Source organism: Burkholderia sp. AU39826, assembly GCF_020419965.1.
Classification (GTDB): domain Bacteria; phylum Pseudomonadota; class Gammaproteobacteria; order Burkholderiales; family Burkholderiaceae; genus Burkholderia; species Burkholderia semiarida.
The window spans coordinates 222586-239308 of the sequence record NZ_JAIZQG010000006.1 but is presented as its reverse complement, the minus strand read 5'-3'; the positions used below and the strand labels follow the sequence as shown (position 1 = coordinate 239308).

Sequence of the window (16723 nt, the reverse complement as noted above, 5' to 3'; positions counted from 1 at the left end):
GATCGAGGCACCGGCCCGCGTCGTGCGGACGGACTTCTCTCAAAATCGAAAAGACAGAGATTGAATGTTGAAACGGGAGACATGATAGCACGATGACGGACGATCGTGCAAATTGCCGTGGATCGCCCGCCTGGTGGGGCATCCGGCGCGGCCCGCTCGGGTATGATCGGCGGCGCGCGGCGCGGCCGTGCCGCCCGTCGCGACGGGGCTGAATTCGCGAGGAACCGGATGACCGAACTGATGAGGATCGCGGCGCTGTTCGCCGCTACCGCGCTGGCCGAAATCGTCGGCTGCTACCTGCCGTGGCTCGTGCTGAAGGCCGGCCGCCCGGCCTGGCTGCTGGTGCCGGCCGCGCTGTCGCTCGCGCTGTTCGCGTGGCTGCTGACGCTGCACCCGAGCGCGGCGGGGCGCACGTATGCCGCGTACGGCGGCGTGTACATCGCGGTGGCGCTGATCTGGCTGCGGGTGGTCGACGGCGTCGCGCTGACCCGCTGGGACGTGGCCGGGGCGGTGCTCGCGCTCGGCGGGATGGCCGTCATCGCGCTGCAGCCGCGCGCGTGAGCGCGGCCGCGGCGCGGGCCGTGTGCGTCAGGCCGCTTCGGCGGTGTCCGCGGCGGCGGACTGGCGCCACACGCAGGTGCCCTTGACCGACTTGTCGAGCTCGTCGAGCTGAGCCTGGTGCGCGGCCAGCTCGTCGTCGCTCGCGACCACCACGGCGAGGTCGAGTGCGGCGAGCGACACCCGCTGGCCGTTCGCGGCGCCGCCGTCGGCGCCCACGTCGTCGAGCATGTCGATCACGAGGCTGTCCTGGCCGCGCGTCATCGCGAGATACACCTCGGCGAGCAGCTCCGAGTCGAGCAGTGCGCCGTGCAGCGTGCGGTGCGCGTTGCTGATGCCGAAACGGTCGCACAGCGCGTCGAGCGAGTTGCGCTTGCCGGGGAACATCTGCTTGGCCTGCACCAGCGTGTCGATCACGCCGCCGCAATGTTCGGAGAACGGCGGCAGGCCGAGCCGCGCGAATTCGGCATCGAGAAAGCCGAGGTCGAACGGCGCGTTGTGGATGATCAGCTCGGCGTCCTTCACGAAGTCGAGGATCTGGTGGGCGACTTCCGCGAATTTCGGCTTGTCGCTCAGGAATTCGGTCGTGAGGCCGTGCACCGCCAGTGCGCCCGGATCGCTGTCGCGCTCGGGATTCACGTAGAAGTGCAGGTTGTTGCCGGTGAGCCGCCGGTTCAGCAGCTCGACGCAGCCGATTTCGATGAGGCGGTCGCCCGTGCGGGCGTTCAGGCCGGTGGTTTCGGTATCGAGAATGATCTGGCGCATGTCGGGAAAAGCAACAAAAACAGGAGAAGGCGGCCGGCCGTCAGGCGGCCAGCGATTCGACGCCGCGGTTCGCGAGCGCGTCCGCACGCTCGTTTTCGGGATGGCCCGCGTGGCCCTTGACCCAGCGCCACTCGATCTCGTGCTGTACGACGAGCGCGTCGAGCCGCTTCCACAGGTCGGCATTCTTCACGGGCGTCTTCGCCGCGGTGACCCAGCCTTTTTTCTTCCACCCGTGAATCCACTCGCTGATGCCTTTCTGCACGTACTGCGAGTCGGTATGGACGATCACGTGGCAGGGCCGCTTCAGCGCTTCGAGCGCGGCGATCACGCCCATCAGCTCCATGCGGTTGTTGGTCGTGTTCGGCTCGCCGCCGTACAGTTCCTTTTCCTTGTCGCCGTAGCGCAGCAGCGCGCCCCAGCCGCCGGGGCCGGGGTTGCCCTTGCAGGCGCCGTCGGTATAGATGTCGATGGTGTCGGTTGTCATGAACGTTCTTGATGAGTGGTCGGGGAGGCCGCCGGCGTCAGGCCCGGTGCGAGAACGGGCTTCTTCATCTTGATCGGGCCGACGAGGCGCATGCCGCGCACGCGCTTGACGGCCGTCACCATGTAGACGGCGCCGAAGATCGGCCACCAGCGGTCGCCGGCGGCCTCCATGAAGCCGTAGCGGGCCAGCCACTGGTCGGTGGCGAGCGGCGGCCGGTAGCAGCCGAAGCGGCCGCGTTCGAGGTCGAAACCGAGCAGCTTGATCCAGTCCTTCAGCCGGATGAATGCGATCTGGTCGCGCGTGGCTGGCACGAACGGGCGATTCGCCATGCGCCCGAACGTCTGCCGCATGCCCCACAGGCTGAGCGAATTGAAGCCGGTGATCACGAGCTGGCCTTCCGGCATCAGCACGCGCTCGGCCTCGCGCAGCAGGCGGTGCGGGTCGGACGTGAATTCGAGCGTGTGCGGCATCACGATCAGGTCGACGCTTTGCGATTCGAACGGCAGGTCGAGCAGGTCGCACCACGTCGTGCTGCGATCGGCGGGCGCATGGCCTGCCGTGTGCGCTTCGCCCGCCCACGGATACTGGTACGGCGCGCTTGCGCCGCTCGCCGGGTCGAGCACCAGGCCGCGATACGGCATGCGGTTCTCGCGCAGTGCGTCGAGCTGCGGCAGGCCGAGCTGCAGCGCGTGGAATCCGAATACGTCGGACACGATCCGGTCGAGCTGCGCCTGTTCCCAGCCCAGCACGTAGCGGCCGGGCGGCGAGTCGGTCCAGGCGGGCCAGTCTATAATTTGACGGTCAGACATAACGATGATTGCGCGCCCATGAACGAGCTGGAATACGTGCCGGTTCCGGCATTCGAAGACAACTATATCTGGCTCGTCTCGGACGGCCGCGATGCGATCGCCGTCGACCCGGGTGAAGCCGCCCCCGTACGCCGGGTTCTTGCCGAACGAGGCTGGCGGTTGACCGCTATTTTACTCACGCACCACCATGCCGACCACGTCGGCGGTGTCGAGGCGCTGCGCAATAGCCAACCGGACGATGCGCCGCTGCCCGTTTACGGCCCCGCGGCCGAAGCGATCGGCGTGGTCACGCGGCCCCTTGCAGGCGGCGATCGCGTGACGCTCGACGCGCCGGCCGTCGCGTTCGACGTGCTCGACGTGCCGGGCCATACGCGCGGTCACATCGCGTATTTTCAAGCGGCCGGCGAAGGCGCGGCAAGTCGACGCGCGGCCGGGCAGGGCAACGCGGTGCCGCACGTGTTCTGCGGCGACACGCTGTTCTCGTGCGGCTGCGGCCGCCTGTTCGAAGGCACGCCCGCGCAGATGCTCGCGTCGCTCGACGCGCTCGCGGCGCTGCCCGGCGACACCCGCGTGCATTGCGCACACGAATACACGCTGTCGAACATCCGCTTCGCGCTCGCGTGCGAGCCCGGCAATGCGGCACTGGCCGCGTGGCGCGACGACGCGCAGGCCCTGCGCGCGCGCGGCGTGCCGACGCTGCCGACCACGATCGCGCACGAGCGTGCCGTCAACCCGTTCATGCGGGCCGACAGCGCGGCGATCCACGCGACGCTCGAGGCCGAGCTGCACGAAACGGTGACGGATCGTCTGATGGCATTCACGCTGATGCGCGAATGGAAAAACCGGTTCCGATGACGTTTTCCGGAGGACTCCAAAGCTCAAGCGGTGTCTGTAAAAATTGCTCCAAATGTAGGATTTCGCTGAGTTTTCGGTGTTTTTATTGACGTGAAGCACGCACTTCCGTAGTATCGCCTGCAATTTCCAGCCGTCGGAAGCCGAGATTTTCATGCGACTTATATTGAGTGCGATGGTGGTACTGCTACTCGCCGCGTGTGCGAGCCAGCCCCCTGTCGCCAACAACGCCGCCGATTCGCAGGCGACGTCCAACTACCTCCGTAAATCAGCCACCGCCAAAGAAACTGTCGACGTCGACAAGCAATCCGTCGGCGACCTGACCACTGCAGACTCCGATCTCTGGGCGCGCATCCGCCGCGGCTTCCAGATGCCCGACCTGCAGAGCGATCTCGTCGACATGCAGACGACCTGGTATACGCAGCGTCCCGATTACGTGCAGCGCATGACCGAGCGCTCGCAGAAGTACCTGTATCACATCGTCGAGGAGCTCGAGGCGCGTCACATGCCGACCGAGCTCGCGCTGCTGCCGTTCATCGAGTCCGCGTACAACCCGCAGGCGCTGTCGGTCGCGAAGGCGGCCGGCATGTGGCAGTTCATGCCGGGCACCGGCCGCACGTACAACCTGAAGCGCAACATGTGGCAGGACGAGCGCCGCGACGTGCTCGCGTCGACGAGCGCCGCGCTCGACTACCTGTCCCGCCTGCACGACATGTTCGGCGACTGGTATCTGGCGCTGGCCGCATACAACTGGGGCGAAGGCAACGTGCAGCGCGCGATCGCGCGCAACCAGGCGGCCGGCCTGCCGACCGACTACCAGAACCTGCGGATGCCGAACGAGACGCGCAACTACGTGCCGAAGCTGCAGGCGGTGAAGAACATCATCGCGAGCCCGCAGCAGTATGGCCTCGCGCTGCCGGATATCCCGAACCACCCGTATTTCGTGACGGTCACGACGTCGCGCGACATCGACGTGGCGGTGGCCGCGAAGCTCGCGAACCTGCCGCTCGACGAGTTCCGCTCGCTGAACCCGTCGTTCTCGAAGCCGGTGATCCTCGGCGCGACCGAGCCGCAGATCCTGCTGCCGTTCGACAACGCGTCCGCGTTCGAGAAGAACCTGAAAGCCTACAGCGGCCAGTTGTCGTCGTGGACCACCTACACGGTCAGCGAACGCGCGCGCCCGGCCGCGATCGCCGAGAAGATCGGCGTCGACGCCGATACGCTGATGTCGGTCAACAAGATTCCGGCCGGCATGCGCCTGAAGCCGGGCTCGACGATCGTCGTGCCGCGCGGCGATGACGATGACGAGGACATCAGCGCCGACGTCGCCGAAAATGGCGCGCTCGCGATGGAGCCGGACGTCCCCGACACGCGCAAGATGCTGATCCGCGTGCGCCGCAAGCAGTCGATGGCGGCGATCGCCGGCCGCTACGGCGTATCGGTCGGCCAGTTGAAGGCGTGGAACCGTACGCACCGCGATCTCGCGATGCCGGGCCAGGCGCTCGTGCTGCACGTGCCGGTCGGCCGCGCGGTGCCGGCGGAACCCGGTCCGGAGCGGATCGCGACGTCGACGGGCGGTGCGCGCATCGAGCGCGCGAGCCTGGCGGTGGGCGGCAAGTCGCACGGCGGCAAGCGCGGCGGCGCCGCCAAGTCGTCGGCGAAGCCGGCGAAGGCCGCGCCCGCGAAAGCCGCGCCGGCCAAGGCCGCCGCGCACAAGGGCAAGAAGAAGTAAGCGAAGCGAGCGCGGCTGCCGCGCGACGTAACGGCCGGTGAGGCCCGCACGATTGCGCTATCATCCGACGAATTCGACGAAACGCCGTCACCGAGGTGACGGCGTTTTCGTTTGTGCGTTCGTTCGTTTGTGCGCGGCGCGGCGGCGCTGCGTCGCGCGTCTTCATATGACAAGGGGAAGCGATGTCGTCGGTGCAGGTGAGGGTGCTCGCGCTGTTTTCGGTCGGGTATTTCGTCTCGTATGTGTTTCGCGGCGTCAATCTGGGCTTCGCGCCGTTCGTCACGCACGAGCTCGGCCTGTCGGCCGCCGATCTCGGCCTGCTCACCAGTCTCTATTTCCTCGGCTTCGCGGGCGCGCAGATCCCGGCCGGCGTGATGCTCGACCACTACGGCCCGCGTCGCGTCACGGCCGGCATGCTGCTGTTCGCGGCGGCCGGCGCGGCCGTGTTCGGCACGGCGCACGGCATCGGCGCGATGATGGTCGGCCGCCTGCTGATCGGCGTCGGCGTATCGGTGTGTCTCGGCGCGGCGTTCAAGGCGCTCGCGCAGCATTTCCCGGTCGGCCGGCTGCCGCTCGTCAACGGCCTCGTGATGGCCGTGGGCGGCCTCGGCGGCGTGATGGTCGGCTCGCCGCTGACCTGGCTGCTCGGCTGGGCGAGCTGGCGTGCGATCTGTTTCGGCCTCGCGGTGCTGACGGTGATCGTCGCGGCCTCGATCGGCTTCGGGGCGCCCGACGCGCAGCAGGCGCGCCACCAGGGCGGGCTCGTCAGCCAGTTCAAGGGCACGTGGCATATCCTGGGCAGCCGCGCGTTCTGGAAGATTGCGTCGTTCTCCGTCGTCACGCAGGGCGTGTTCTACGCGATGCAGTCGCTGTGGGTCGGGCCGTATCTGCGCGATGTCGGCGGATTCGACGCGCCGCATGCCGCGCGCCTCGTGTCGGTGCTCGGCTTCGCGATGATGGCCGGCGGCGTCGGCTTCGGTGCGGCGGCGCGCGTGCTCGAGCGGCGCGGCGTGTCGGTCTACGCCACCTGCGGCATCGGCATGGCGCTGTTCGTCGCGACGCAGCTCGCGATCGTCGCGCGCGTGCCGTTGCCGCCGGCCGTGCTGTGGGCCGCCTACGGGATGTTCGGCGGCGTGGGCATCCTGACCTACGCGGTGATGGCCGGCCACTTTCCCGCTCACCTGATCGGCCGCGCGAACACGACGCTCACGCTCGTGATCTTCCTGCTGATCTTTGCGTTCCAGATCGGCGTCGGCGCCGTGCTGTCGCACTGGCCGGCCGTCGACGGCCGTTATCCGGCCGCCGCGCACTTCACCGCGTGGGGCGTGCTGCTCGCGCTGCAGCTCGCGAGCGCGGTCTGGTACGTGTGGCCCGCGCGCGGCGCTGGCCAAGCGCACTGATCCGGCGGTACGCTCACGGGTGGGGCGGCCGCGGAAACGGGGCCGCAGCACGTCGCGCCGCGCCGCCGAGCGCGGCGCGCCCATGATCGGACGGCCATATCAATTGAAGATAGGCCCATTTTCAGGCTATAATTTGAAAGTTTGTGCTGATCAACCTCGCACCCTAGCGCCTACCTCATTCATCCCGTTCATCCGCCGCACGCCGCCAGCCGGGCGATGCCGCGAAGCCTCGTGCGCCACGCGCCGGGTTCGCGTCTCGACAACGCAGGCCGCGTCCAGCAAGCGACCGCGCGCGCCCACGCAGCGCGGCGCTCGCGCGGCAGGGTAAACAGGTCGGCAGCAGGGTGTTCCCCAAGGAGCCTCCCGTGTTGCCGTCTTTTTCTCCCGCCTTGCTTGCACTCGCCGACGGCACGGTCTTTCGTGGTTATTCGATCGGGGCCGAAGGCCATACGATCGGCGAAGTCGTGTTCAATACCGCGATCACCGGCTATCAGGAAATCCTGACTGATCCGAGCTACTCGCGCCAGATCGTCACGCTCACCTATCCGCATATCGGCAACGTCGGCGTCAACGCCGAAGACGTCGAAGCCACGAAAGTCCATGCCGCCGGCCTGATCATCCGCGATCTGCCGACGCTCGCATCGAACTTCCGCATGGACCGCACGCTCGGCGACTACCTGCGCGACGAAGGCGTCGTCGCGATCGCCGGCATCGACACCCGCAAGCTGACCCGCATCCTGCGCGACAAGGGCGCGCAGAACGGCTGCATCCTGACGGGTTCCGACGACGAAGCGAAGGCGATCGAGCTGGCGCGCTCGTTCCCGGGCCTCGCCGGCATGGATCTCGCGAAGGTCGTGTCGACCACCAAGCCGTTCGAGTGGAAGCAGACGGAATGGCGCCTCGAAGGCGGCTACGGCATGCAGGAAGCGCCGAAGTACCGCGTCGTCGCGTACGACTTCGGCGTCAAGTACAACATCCTGCGCATGCTCGCGGAGCGCGGCTGCCACGTGACGGTGCTGCCGGCCCAGGCCAGTGCGGAAGATGCGCTCGCGCTCAATCCGGACGGCGTCTTCCTATCGAACGGCCCCGGCGATCCGGAGCCGTGCGATTACGCGATCGCGGCCACGAAGGCCTTCATCGAGCGCGGCGTGCCGACCTTCGGCATCTGCCTCGGCCACCAGATCATGGGCCTCGCGGTCGGCGCGAAGACGCTGAAGATGAAGACGGGCCACCACGGCGCGAACCATCCGGTGAAGGATCTCGGCGACGGCCGCGTCGTGATCACGTCGCAGAACCACGGTTTCGCGGTCGACGCCGATTCGCTGCCGGCCAACGCGCGCGTGACGCACGTGTCGCTGTTCGACGGCACGCTGCAGGGCTTCGAGCTGACCGACAAGCCGGCATTCTGCTTCCAGGGTCACCCGGAAGCGTCGCCCGGCCCGCACGACATCGGCTACCTGTTCGACCGTTTCACCGCGCTGATGGACGCGGCGAAGCAGCGCACCGCTTAACGTCATCGACGCAACCGAAGGACGGGAGATTCACATCATGTTCGGCCACGCACTCGGCATCACGGATATCTGGACCTACGTGTTCGGCGTGATCTTCATCATCCTGCTGCCGGGGCCGAACTCGATGTACGTGCTGTCGCTCGCCGCGCAGCGCGGCGTGAAGGCCGGCTATCGCGCGGCCTGCGGCGTGTTCGTCGGCGATACCGTGCTGATGGTGCTGTCCGCCGCGGGCGTCGCGTCGCTGCTGAAGGCGAACCCGCTGCTGTTCTCCGTCGTCAAGTACGGCGGCGCCGCGTACCTGCTGTACATCGGCGCCGGGATGCTGCGCAGCGCGTGGAGCAAGCTCCGCGCACGCGGCGATGCGCCGGTCGAGGCCCGGCAGGCTGTCGACGGCGAGCGGTCTTTCGACAAACCGTTCCGGAAAGCGCTGATCGTGAGCCTGCTGAATCCGAAAGCGATCCTGTTCTTCATCTCGTTCTTCATCCAGTTCGTCGACCCGGCATTCCCGCATCCCGCGCTGTCGTTCGTCGTGCTCGGGGCGATCGCGCAATGCGCGAGCTTCCTGTACCTGAGCACGCTGATCTTCGCGGGCGCGCGGCTCGCCGAGCACTTCCGCCGCCGCCGCAAGCTCGCGGCAGGCGCGGCGAGCAGCGTGGGCGGCCTGTTCATCGGTTTCTCGGTGAAGCTGGCGCTCGCGACCATGAGCTGAGCGCCGCCGGCCGACCCACGACAACGATTACTTATTGAATTCACAAGCCATGCCAAAACGCACAGACATCAAGAGCATCCTCATCATCGGCGCCGGCCCGATCATCATCGGCCAGGCGTGCGAGTTCGACTATTCGGGCGCGCAGGCTTGCAAGGCGTTGCGTGAGGAGGGCTACAAGGTCGTTCTCGTCAACAGCAACCCGGCGACGATCATGACCGACCCGAACACGGCCGACGTGACCTACATCGAGCCGATCACGTGGGAAGTCGTCGCGCGCATCATCGAGAAGGAGCGCCCGGACGCGATCCTGCCGACGATGGGCGGCCAGACCGCGCTGAACTGCGCGCTCGACCTGCACCACCACGGCGTGCTCGAGAAGTTCGGCGTCGAGCTGATCGGCGCGTCGCCGGAAGCGATCGACAAGGCGGAGGACCGCCAGAAGTTCAAGGAAGCGATGACCAAGATCGGTCTCGGCTCCGCGAAGTCGGGCATCGCGCATTCGATGGAAGAAGCGATCCAGGTGCACGCGCAGATCATGGCGGAGACGGGCGGCAGCGGCTACCCGGTCGTGATCCGCCCGTCGTTCACGCTCGGCGGCTCGGGCGGCGGCATCGCATACAACCGCGAAGAGTTCGAGGAGATCTGCAAGCGCGGTCTCGACCTGTCGCCCACGCGCGAACTGCTGATCGAAGAGTCGCTGCTCGGCTGGAAGGAATACGAGATGGAAGTCGTGCGCGACCGCGCCGACAACTGCATCATCGTCTGCTCGATCGAGAACCTCGACCCGATGGGCGTGCACACCGGCGACTCGATCACGGTGGCTCCCGCGCAGACGCTCACCGACAAGGAATACCAGATCCTGCGTAACGCATCGCTCGCGGTGCTGCGCGAGATCGGCGTCGACACGGGCGGCTCGAACGTGCAGTTCTCGATCAACCCGAAGGACGGCCGCATGGTCGTCATCGAAATGAACCCGCGCGTGTCGCGTTCGTCGGCGCTCGCATCGAAGGCCACCGGCTTCCCGATCGCGAAGGTCGCCGCGAAGCTGGCGGTCGGCTACACGCTCGACGAGCTGAAGAACGAAATCACCGGCGGCCAGACGCCGGCGTCGTTCGAGCCGACGATCGACTACGTCGTCACGAAGATCCCGCGTTTCGCGTTCGAGAAGTTCCGCGAAGCCGATTCGCGCCTGACCACGCAGATGAAGTCGGTCGGCGAGGTGATGGCGATCGGCCGCACGTTCCAGGAATCGTTCCAGAAGGCGCTGCGCGGCCTCGAGGTCGGGGTCGACGGTCTCGACGAGAAGTCGACCAACCGCGACGAGATCGCGATCGAGATCCACGAGCCGGGCCCGGACCGCATCTGGTACGTCGGCGATGCGTTCCGCATCGGCATGACGGCCGAGGAAATCTTCGCGGAAACCGCGATCGACCCGTGGTTCCTCGAGCAGATCGAGCAGATCATCCTGAAGGAAAAGGCGCTCGTGGGCCGCACGCTCGCGTCGCTGACGTTCGACGAGCTGCGCTACCTGAAGCAGAGCGGCTTCTCCGACCGCCGCCTCGCGAAGCTGCTCGGCGCGACGCCGGAAGACGTCCGCCGCCGCCGCGTCGAGCTGAACGTGCGCCCGGTCTACAAGCGCGTCGACACGTGCGCGGCCGAGTTCGCGACGAAAACCGCCTACATGTACTCGACCTACGAGGAAGAGTGCGAGGCGCAGCCGACCACCAACAAGAAGATCATGGTGCTGGGCGGCGGGCCGAACCGGATCGGCCAGGGCATCGAGTTCGACTACTGCTGCGTGCACGCGGCGCTCGCGATGCGCGAGGACGGCTATGAAACGATCATGGTCAACTGCAACCCGGAAACGGTGTCGACCGACTACGACACGTCCGACCGCCTGTACTTCGAGCCGCTGACGCTCGAGGACGTGCTCGAGATCGTCGACAAGGAAAAGCCGGTCGGCGTGATCGTCCAGTACGGCGGCCAGACGCCGCTGAAGCTCGCGCTCGACCTCGAGGCGCACGGCGTGCCGATCGTCGGCACGTCGCCGGACATGATCGACGCGGCCGAAGACCGCGAACGCTTCCAGAAGCTGCTGCAGGACCTCGGCCTGCGCCAGCCGCCGAACCGCACCGCGCGCGCCGAGGACGAAGCGCTCGCGCTGGCCGACGAAATCGGCTATCCGCTGGTCGTGCGTCCGTCGTACGTGCTCGGCGGCCGCGCGATGGAAATCGTCCACGAGCCGCGCGACCTCGAACGCTACATGCGCGAGGCCGTGAAGGTGTCGAACGATTCGCCGGTGCTGCTCGACCGCTTCCTGAACGACGCGATCGAGTGCGACGTCGACTGCATCTGCGACGGCGAAGCCGTGTTCATCGGCGGCGTGATGGAGCACATCGAGCAGGCGGGCGTCCACTCGGGCGACTCGGCATGCTCGCTGCCGCCGTACTCGCTGTCGAAGGAAACCGTGGCCGAGCTGAAGCGGCAGACGGGCGCGATGGCGAAGGCGCTGAACGTGGTCGGCCTGATGAACGTGCAGTTCGCGATCCAGCAGGTGCCGCAGGCGGACGGCTCGAAGCAGGACATCATCTACGTGCTGGAAGTGAACCCGCGCGCGTCGCGCACGGTGCCGTACGTGTCGAAGGCGACCAGCCTGCCGCTCGCGAAGATCGCGGCGCGCGCGATGGTCGGCCAGAAGCTCGCGCAGCAGGGCGTGACGAAGGAAGTCGAGCCGCCGTACTTCAGCGTGAAGGAAGCGGTGTTCCCGTTCGTGAAGTTCCCGACCGTCGACCCGGTCCTCGGGCCTGAAATGCGTTCGACCGGCGAAGTGATGGGCGTCGGCCGCACGTTCGGCGAAGCGCTGTTCAAGTCGCAGCTCGCGGCCGGTTCGCGCCTGCCGGAGTCGGGCACGGTGCTGCTGACCGTGATGGACGCGGATAAACCAAAGGCCGTCGAAGTCGCGCGCATGCTGCACGACCTCGGCTACCCGATCGTCGCGACCAAGGGCACGGCTGCCGCGATCGAAGCGGCCGGCGTGCCGGTGAAGGTCGTGAACAAGGTGAAGGACGGGCGTCCGCACATCGTCGACATGATCAAGAACGGCGAGATCGCGCTCGTGTTCACGACGGTCGACGAGACGCGCCAGGCGATCGCCGATTCGCGTTCGATCCGCATGAGCGCGCAGGCGCACAAGGTCACGTACTACACGACGATGTCGGGCGCGCGCGCGGCCGTCGAGGGCTTGCGCTACCTGAAGGATCTGGAAGTCTATGATTTACAAGGTCTTCACGCTCGCCTAAACTAAGCGTTCAGTTACCTGTCGAAGCAACACGTGCCGCGATTAGGCGGTGTTTCCAGTGCATCGGAAGCGCGCTTAATCGCGGTGATTTTTTTTATAGCCGTTTTTAGCGATTGAGCCGTTTATGAGCACCATTCCGTTGACAAAGCGTGGCGCGGAGCAACTGCGCGATGAATTGCAGCGCCTCAAGTCCGTCGAGCGGCCGGCCGTGATCAACGCGATCGCGGAGGCCCGCGCACAGGGCGATCTGTCCGAAAACGCCGAATACGACGCAGCGAAGGAAAAGCAGGGCTTTATCGAGGGCCGCATCGCGGAACTCGAATCCAAGCTGTCCGCCGCGCAAATCATCGATCCGACGGTGCTCGACGCCGATGGCCGCGTGGTGTTCGCCGCGACGGTCGAACTCGAGGATCTCGAGTCGGGCGACACGGTCAAGTACCAGATCGTCGGCGACGACGAAGCCGATATCGATCACGGCCTGATCTCGGTCAGCTCGCCGATCGCGCGCGCGCTGATCGGCAAGTCCGAAGGCGACGTCGCGGCCGTGCAGGCGCCAAGCGGCGTGCGTGAGTACGAAATCATCTCGGTCAGCTACATCTGAAGCGGGGCGACGTGATGCCGCATCGCGTGTTCCGTCTGCTGTCGGCCGTATGGGTCGGCAGCCTGCTGACGATCGGGTATGCGGTCGCGCCCGTCCTGTTCAAGACGCTGGAGCGGATGACGGCCGGTTCGGTCGCCGCCCAGCTGTTTCGCATCGAGGCGATCGTCGGCGTCGTGTGCGGCGTGCTGCTGCTCGCGTTGTCGAACCAGCAGGTGCGACGCGGCGGCAACGAGTATCGCCGCGTGCGCTGGATCGTCGCCGCGATGGTCGTGTGCGTGCTGGTCGGGTATTTTGCGCTGCAGCCGTTCATGAACGCGCTGCGGGTGGCCGCGATGGACGCGGGCACCGATATCGCGAATTCGCCGTATGCGAGCCGCTTCGGGATGCTGCACGGTGTCTCGAGCGTGTTCTATCTCGTCGAGAGCGTGCTGGGGCTGATGCTGATCTGGCGCCTGCCGGCGCGCGAAGCCTGAGCGCCCGTCGTTGCGCGTTGCGCAACGACGGGGCAGGGCGGCACGGGCATCCGTGCCGCGCAAGCGGCTTACTTGTCCTGGAACGGCCGCTTGGTGCTGGCCTGGCGCTTTTTCGCGCGCTTCACGGTGCCGCCCGCCGTCACACGCTCGTTGCCGCGCACCGTGACCTTCACGGGCCGCGGGCGGCGCACGGGGCTCGCGTTCGGCGACACCTTGACGACCTTGACGGTGCGCGGCGCGCGGCCTTTCTTGTCGTCGGCGGCTTCCGCCGCGCTCGGCAGCGCGCCGGCACGGCGGCCGCGGGCCGGGGCCGCCGCGGCTTCCGGCCTCCAGATCACCAGCAGCTTGCCGATATGCTGAATCGGGGCCGCGTTCAGACGGTCGCAGATCTCGTCGTAGATCGCGATGCGTTCGTCGCGCTCGTCGCCGAACACGCGAATCTTGATCAACTGGTGCGCGTCGAGGTGCACCTTGATTTCCTTCAGCACGGCGTCGGTCAGCCCTTCGGCGCCGATCAGCACGACGGGCTTGAGCGCATGGGCCTGGGAGCGCAGCGCGGAGCGCTCGGCGGGAGAAAGCGAAAGGGCGGGCATGGAAATGTCGAAATCTAAATAAGGGCGCGCTGACTGAAAAGCGATCGCGGGGCGATACCACGTCAGCCGTGCGCCGAAACCACGTAAAATCGCGGCTTGGGCCTGAAAAGGGGCCGCAGCCGCGCGAAGAAGACGCGTATTATCCGCTAAAAGCGCGGCTTCACGAAGCAATGGGCAGCAATCTCTCTCTCGAATGGCAAAAAACCGCTTCAACCAGCACTGGCTGCACGACCACATCAACGACCCGTACGTCAAAATGGCGCAGCGGGAGGGCTATCGCGCGCGCGCCGCGTACAAGCTGAAGGAAATCGACGAACAGGACAAGCTGATCCGTCCGGGCCAGGTGATCGTCGATCTCGGCGCCACGCCGGGCAGCTGGAGCCAGTATGCGCGCAACAAGCTCGCGCAGGGCAAGAAGCGCGACGCGGAGCGCGAGGGCGGCATCGACGGCACGATCGTTGCGCTCGACATCCTGCCGATGGAGCCGATCGCCGACGTCCATTTCCTGCAGGGCGACTTCCGCGAGGACGACGTCCTCCACCGGCTCGAGGAGGTGCTCGAAGGCCGCGCGGTGGACCTTGTTATTTCCGACATGGCCCCCAACCTCTCAGGCGTGGCGTCGGCGGACGCGGCGCGTATCGAGCATCTCTGCGATCTGGCGCTCGAATTCGCGCAGAACCATCTGAAGCCGGACGGTGCACTGCTCGTGAAGTGTTTTCACGGCAGCGGCTACAGCCAGATCGTCGAGAAGTTCAAACAGCAGTTTAAGGTTGTCGCGCCGCGCAAGCCCAAGGCATCTCGCGACAAATCGTCCGAAACGTTCATTTTGGGTCGGCAGCTGAAGCATCCGCGCTGACGCGCAGGCGCTGCCGCAAACGGGCTCCGGCCCTTGCCGGACAAGCGAAGCGCTATCGCGGCGGTTGTCAATGCTTATGGCAGGGGTGGTCGGACTGGATTAGAATGACCGAGGGGCGCCGCAAGGAAAATGTAGGCGCTCGTCTACGAGTGAAGGAGTGGTGCTTTGAACAACAATATGTTTTCGAAGGCAGCGGTGTGGCTGGTGATCGCACTGGTGCTGTTTACGGTGTTCAAGCAGTTCGACAAGCCCCGCGTCCAGGAAGGCGTGTCCTATTCGCAGTTCATGGACGACGCCAAGAACGGCAAGGTCAAGAACGTCATCGTTCAGGGGCGCAACCTCACCGTCACTCCGGCTGATGGCCAGAAATACCAGATCGTGTCGCCCGGCGACATCTGGATGGTCGGCGATCTGATGAAGTACGGCGTGCAGGTCAGCGGCAAGGCCGACGACGAGCCGAACGCGCTGATGTCCGCGCTGTACTACCTCGGGCCGACGATCCTGATCATCGTGTTCTGGTTCTACATGATGAGGCAGATGCAGGGAGGCGGCAAAGGCGGCGCGTTCTCGTTCGGGAAATCGCGTGCGCGGCTGATCGACGAGAACAACAACGCGGTGAACTTCTCCGACGTCGCGGGCTGCGACGAAGCGAAGGAAGAAGTGTCCGAGCTCGTCGACTTCCTGCGCGATCCGCAGAAATTCCAGAAACTGGGCGGCCGCATTCCGCGCGGCGTGCTGCTGGTCGGCCCTCCGGGTACCGGCAAGACGCTGCTCGCCCGCGCGATCGCGGGTGAAGCGAAGGTGCCGTTCTTCAGCATCTCGGGCTCGGACTTCGTCGAAATGTTCGTCGGTGTCGGCGCGGCTCGTGTGCGCGACATGTTCGAGCAGGCGAAGAAGCATGCGCCGTGCATCGTGTTCATCGACGAAATCGACGCGGTCGGCCGTCATCGCGGCGCCGGCATGGGCGGCGGCAACGACGAGCGCGAACAGACGCTGAACCAGATGCTCGTCGAGATGGATGGCTTCGAGGCGAACTCGGGCGTGATCGTGATCGCCGCCACCAACCGTTCCGACGTGCTCGACAAGGCGCTGCTGCGTCCGGGCCGTTTCGACCGCCAAGTCTATGTCGGGCTGCCCGACATCCGCGGCCGCGAGCAGATCATGCGCGTGCACCTGCGCAAGGTGCCGATCGCGAACGACGTCGACGCGGCGGTCATCGCGCGCGGCACGCCGGGCTTCTCGGGCGCCGATCTCGCGAACCTCGTGAACGAGGCTGCGCTGTTCGCCGCCCGTCGCGGCAAGCGCATCGTCGAGATGCAGGATTTCGAGGACGCGAAGGACAAGATCTTCATGGGTCCGGAGCGCAAGTCGGCCGTGATCCGCGAGGAAGCGAAGCGCGCCACCGCGTATCACGAGTCGGGCCACGCGGTGATCGCGAAGCTGCTGCCGAAGGCCGACCCGGTGCACAAGGTCACGATCATCCCGCGCGGTCGCGCGCTGGGCGTCACGTGGCAGTTGCCGGAGCATGACAACGAGACGTATTCGAAGGATTACCTGCTCGACCGCCTCGCGATCCTGTTCGGTGGCCGGGTGGCCGAAGAGCTGTTCATGAACCTCGTCAGCACCGGCGCATCGGACGACTTCAACAAGGCCACGCAGACGGCGCGTGCGATGGTCGCCCGCTTCGGCATGACCGACGCGCTCGGGCCGATGGTGTACGTCGACGACGAGAACGATGCGTCGCCGTTCGGCCGCGGCTTCACGCGCACGATCTCGGAAGCGACGCAGCAGAAGGTCGATTCCGAAATCCGCCGCGTGCTCGACGAACAGTACAACCTCGCGCGCCGCCTGCTCGAAGAGAACCGCGACAAGGTCGAAGCGATGACGGCCGCACTGATGGAGTGGGAGACGATCGACGCCGATCAGATCAACGACATCATGGAAGGTCGTCCGCCGCGCTCGCCGAAGAGCTCGCCGGCTGTCGGCGGCGATTCGTCGGGCGGCGGCAGCGCCGCCGCCGAGGTCAAGCCGGGCACCGCGCCGGCGCCGGCGTCGCCGGCGGCATAATCTCCGCTTTAGCGC

15 protein-coding genes are annotated in these 16723 nt (G+C 66.4%); 11 read left to right on the top strand and 4 right to left on the bottom strand.

Annotated features, from left to right (window positions below; all coding sequences use genetic code 11):
• The first annotated feature begins 228 nt into the window (after positions 1-228).
• Positions 229-561: a YnfA family protein gene (locus LGM42_RS14975; protein ID WP_011545077.1), complete on the top strand. Its 333-nt coding sequence runs from the start codon at positions 229-231 to the stop codon at positions 559-561.
• Between the two features lie 27 nt (positions 562-588).
• Here LGM42_RS14975 and dnaQ read toward each other — a convergent pair whose 3' ends face one another.
• From dnaQ to LGM42_RS14960, 3 genes are read right to left on the bottom strand one after another with little or no spacing between them, the layout of a single operon-like run.
• A complete protein-coding gene (gene dnaQ / locus LGM42_RS14970) occupies positions 589-1323 on the bottom strand; it encodes a DNA polymerase III subunit epsilon (RefSeq protein ID WP_226232579.1) in 735 nt (244 codons plus the stop codon).
• Positions 1324-1363: 40 nt separating this feature from the next.
• Positions 1364-1807, bottom strand: a complete 444-nt coding sequence (gene rnhA, locus LGM42_RS14965) for a ribonuclease HI (protein ID WP_226232578.1) — start codon at positions 1805-1807, stop codon at positions 1364-1366.
• Positions 1804-2616 carry a class I SAM-dependent methyltransferase gene (locus tag LGM42_RS14960; RefSeq protein WP_059573880.1) on the bottom strand — a complete coding sequence of 271 codons (813 nt, stop codon included), beginning with the start codon at positions 2614-2616 and terminating at the stop codon, positions 1804-1806. Before LGM42_RS14960 ends, rnhA begins: the two co-directional genes overlap by 4 nt.
• 18 nt (positions 2617-2634) lie before the next feature.
• Here LGM42_RS14960 and gloB point away from each other — a divergent pair, with 18 nt between their 5' ends.
• From gloB to LGM42_RS14920, 8 genes are all read left to right on the top strand, one after another.
• On the top strand, positions 2635-3471 hold the full coding sequence (gloB, locus tag LGM42_RS14955; RefSeq protein WP_226232577.1) for a hydroxyacylglutathione hydrolase: 837 nt from the start codon (positions 2635-2637) through the stop codon (positions 3469-3471).
• A gap of 151 nt (positions 3472-3622) precedes the next feature.
• Positions 3623-5200: a transglycosylase SLT domain-containing protein gene (locus tag LGM42_RS14950; protein ID WP_060011512.1), complete on the top strand. Its 1578-nt coding sequence runs from the start codon at positions 3623-3625 to the stop codon at positions 5198-5200.
• A gap of 182 nt (positions 5201-5382) precedes the next feature.
• Positions 5383-6600 carry an MFS transporter gene (locus LGM42_RS14945; RefSeq protein WP_226232576.1) on the top strand — a complete coding sequence of 406 codons (1218 nt, stop codon included), beginning with the start codon at positions 5383-5385 and terminating at the stop codon, positions 6598-6600.
• 365 nt (positions 6601-6965) lie between these two features.
• Positions 6966-8111, top strand: a complete 1146-nt coding sequence (carA, locus tag LGM42_RS14940) for a glutamine-hydrolyzing carbamoyl-phosphate synthase small subunit (protein WP_226232575.1) — start codon at positions 6966-6968, stop codon at positions 8109-8111.
• Between the two features lie 37 nt (positions 8112-8148).
• Positions 8149-8820, top strand: coding sequence for a leucine efflux protein LeuE (leuE, locus tag LGM42_RS14935; RefSeq protein WP_059573875.1), 672 nt, complete (start codon positions 8149-8151; stop codon positions 8818-8820).
• A 49-nt stretch (positions 8821-8869) separates the two neighbouring features.
• The gene (gene carB / locus LGM42_RS14930) at positions 8870-12124 is read left to right on the top strand and encodes a carbamoyl-phosphate synthase large subunit (RefSeq protein ID WP_059573874.1); all 3255 of its coding nucleotides are present in this window, start codon (positions 8870-8872) and stop codon (positions 12122-12124) included.
• A 118-nt stretch (positions 12125-12242) separates the two neighbouring features.
• On the top strand, positions 12243-12719 hold the full coding sequence (greA, locus tag LGM42_RS14925; protein WP_006476345.1) for a transcription elongation factor GreA: 477 nt from the start codon (positions 12243-12245) through the stop codon (positions 12717-12719).
• A gap of 14 nt (positions 12720-12733) precedes the next feature.
• Complete coding sequence (locus tag LGM42_RS14920; protein WP_226232595.1) at positions 12734-13192, top strand: DUF4149 domain-containing protein; 459 nt, start codon at positions 12734-12736, stop codon at positions 13190-13192.
• Between the two features lie 68 nt (positions 13193-13260).
• Here the strand turns inward: LGM42_RS14920 and LGM42_RS14915 are convergent, their stop codons facing one another.
• Positions 13261-13785, bottom strand: a complete 525-nt coding sequence (locus tag LGM42_RS14915) for a YhbY family RNA-binding protein (protein WP_012328238.1) — start codon at positions 13783-13785, stop codon at positions 13261-13263.
• A 193-nt stretch (positions 13786-13978) separates the two neighbouring features.
• Here LGM42_RS14915 and LGM42_RS14910 point away from each other — a divergent pair, with 193 nt between their 5' ends.
• Both LGM42_RS14910 and ftsH read left to right on the top strand, forming a co-directional pair.
• A complete protein-coding gene (locus LGM42_RS14910; protein ID WP_059573872.1) occupies positions 13979-14641 on the top strand; it encodes an RlmE family RNA methyltransferase in 663 nt (220 codons plus the stop codon).
• 165 nt (positions 14642-14806) lie between these two features.
• Positions 14807-16708 (top strand): ATP-dependent zinc metalloprotease FtsH, encoded by a 1902-nt coding sequence (ftsH, locus tag LGM42_RS14905; RefSeq protein WP_059573871.1) that lies wholly within the window; start codon positions 14807-14809, stop codon positions 16706-16708.
• Positions 16709-16723 lie beyond the last annotated feature (15 nt).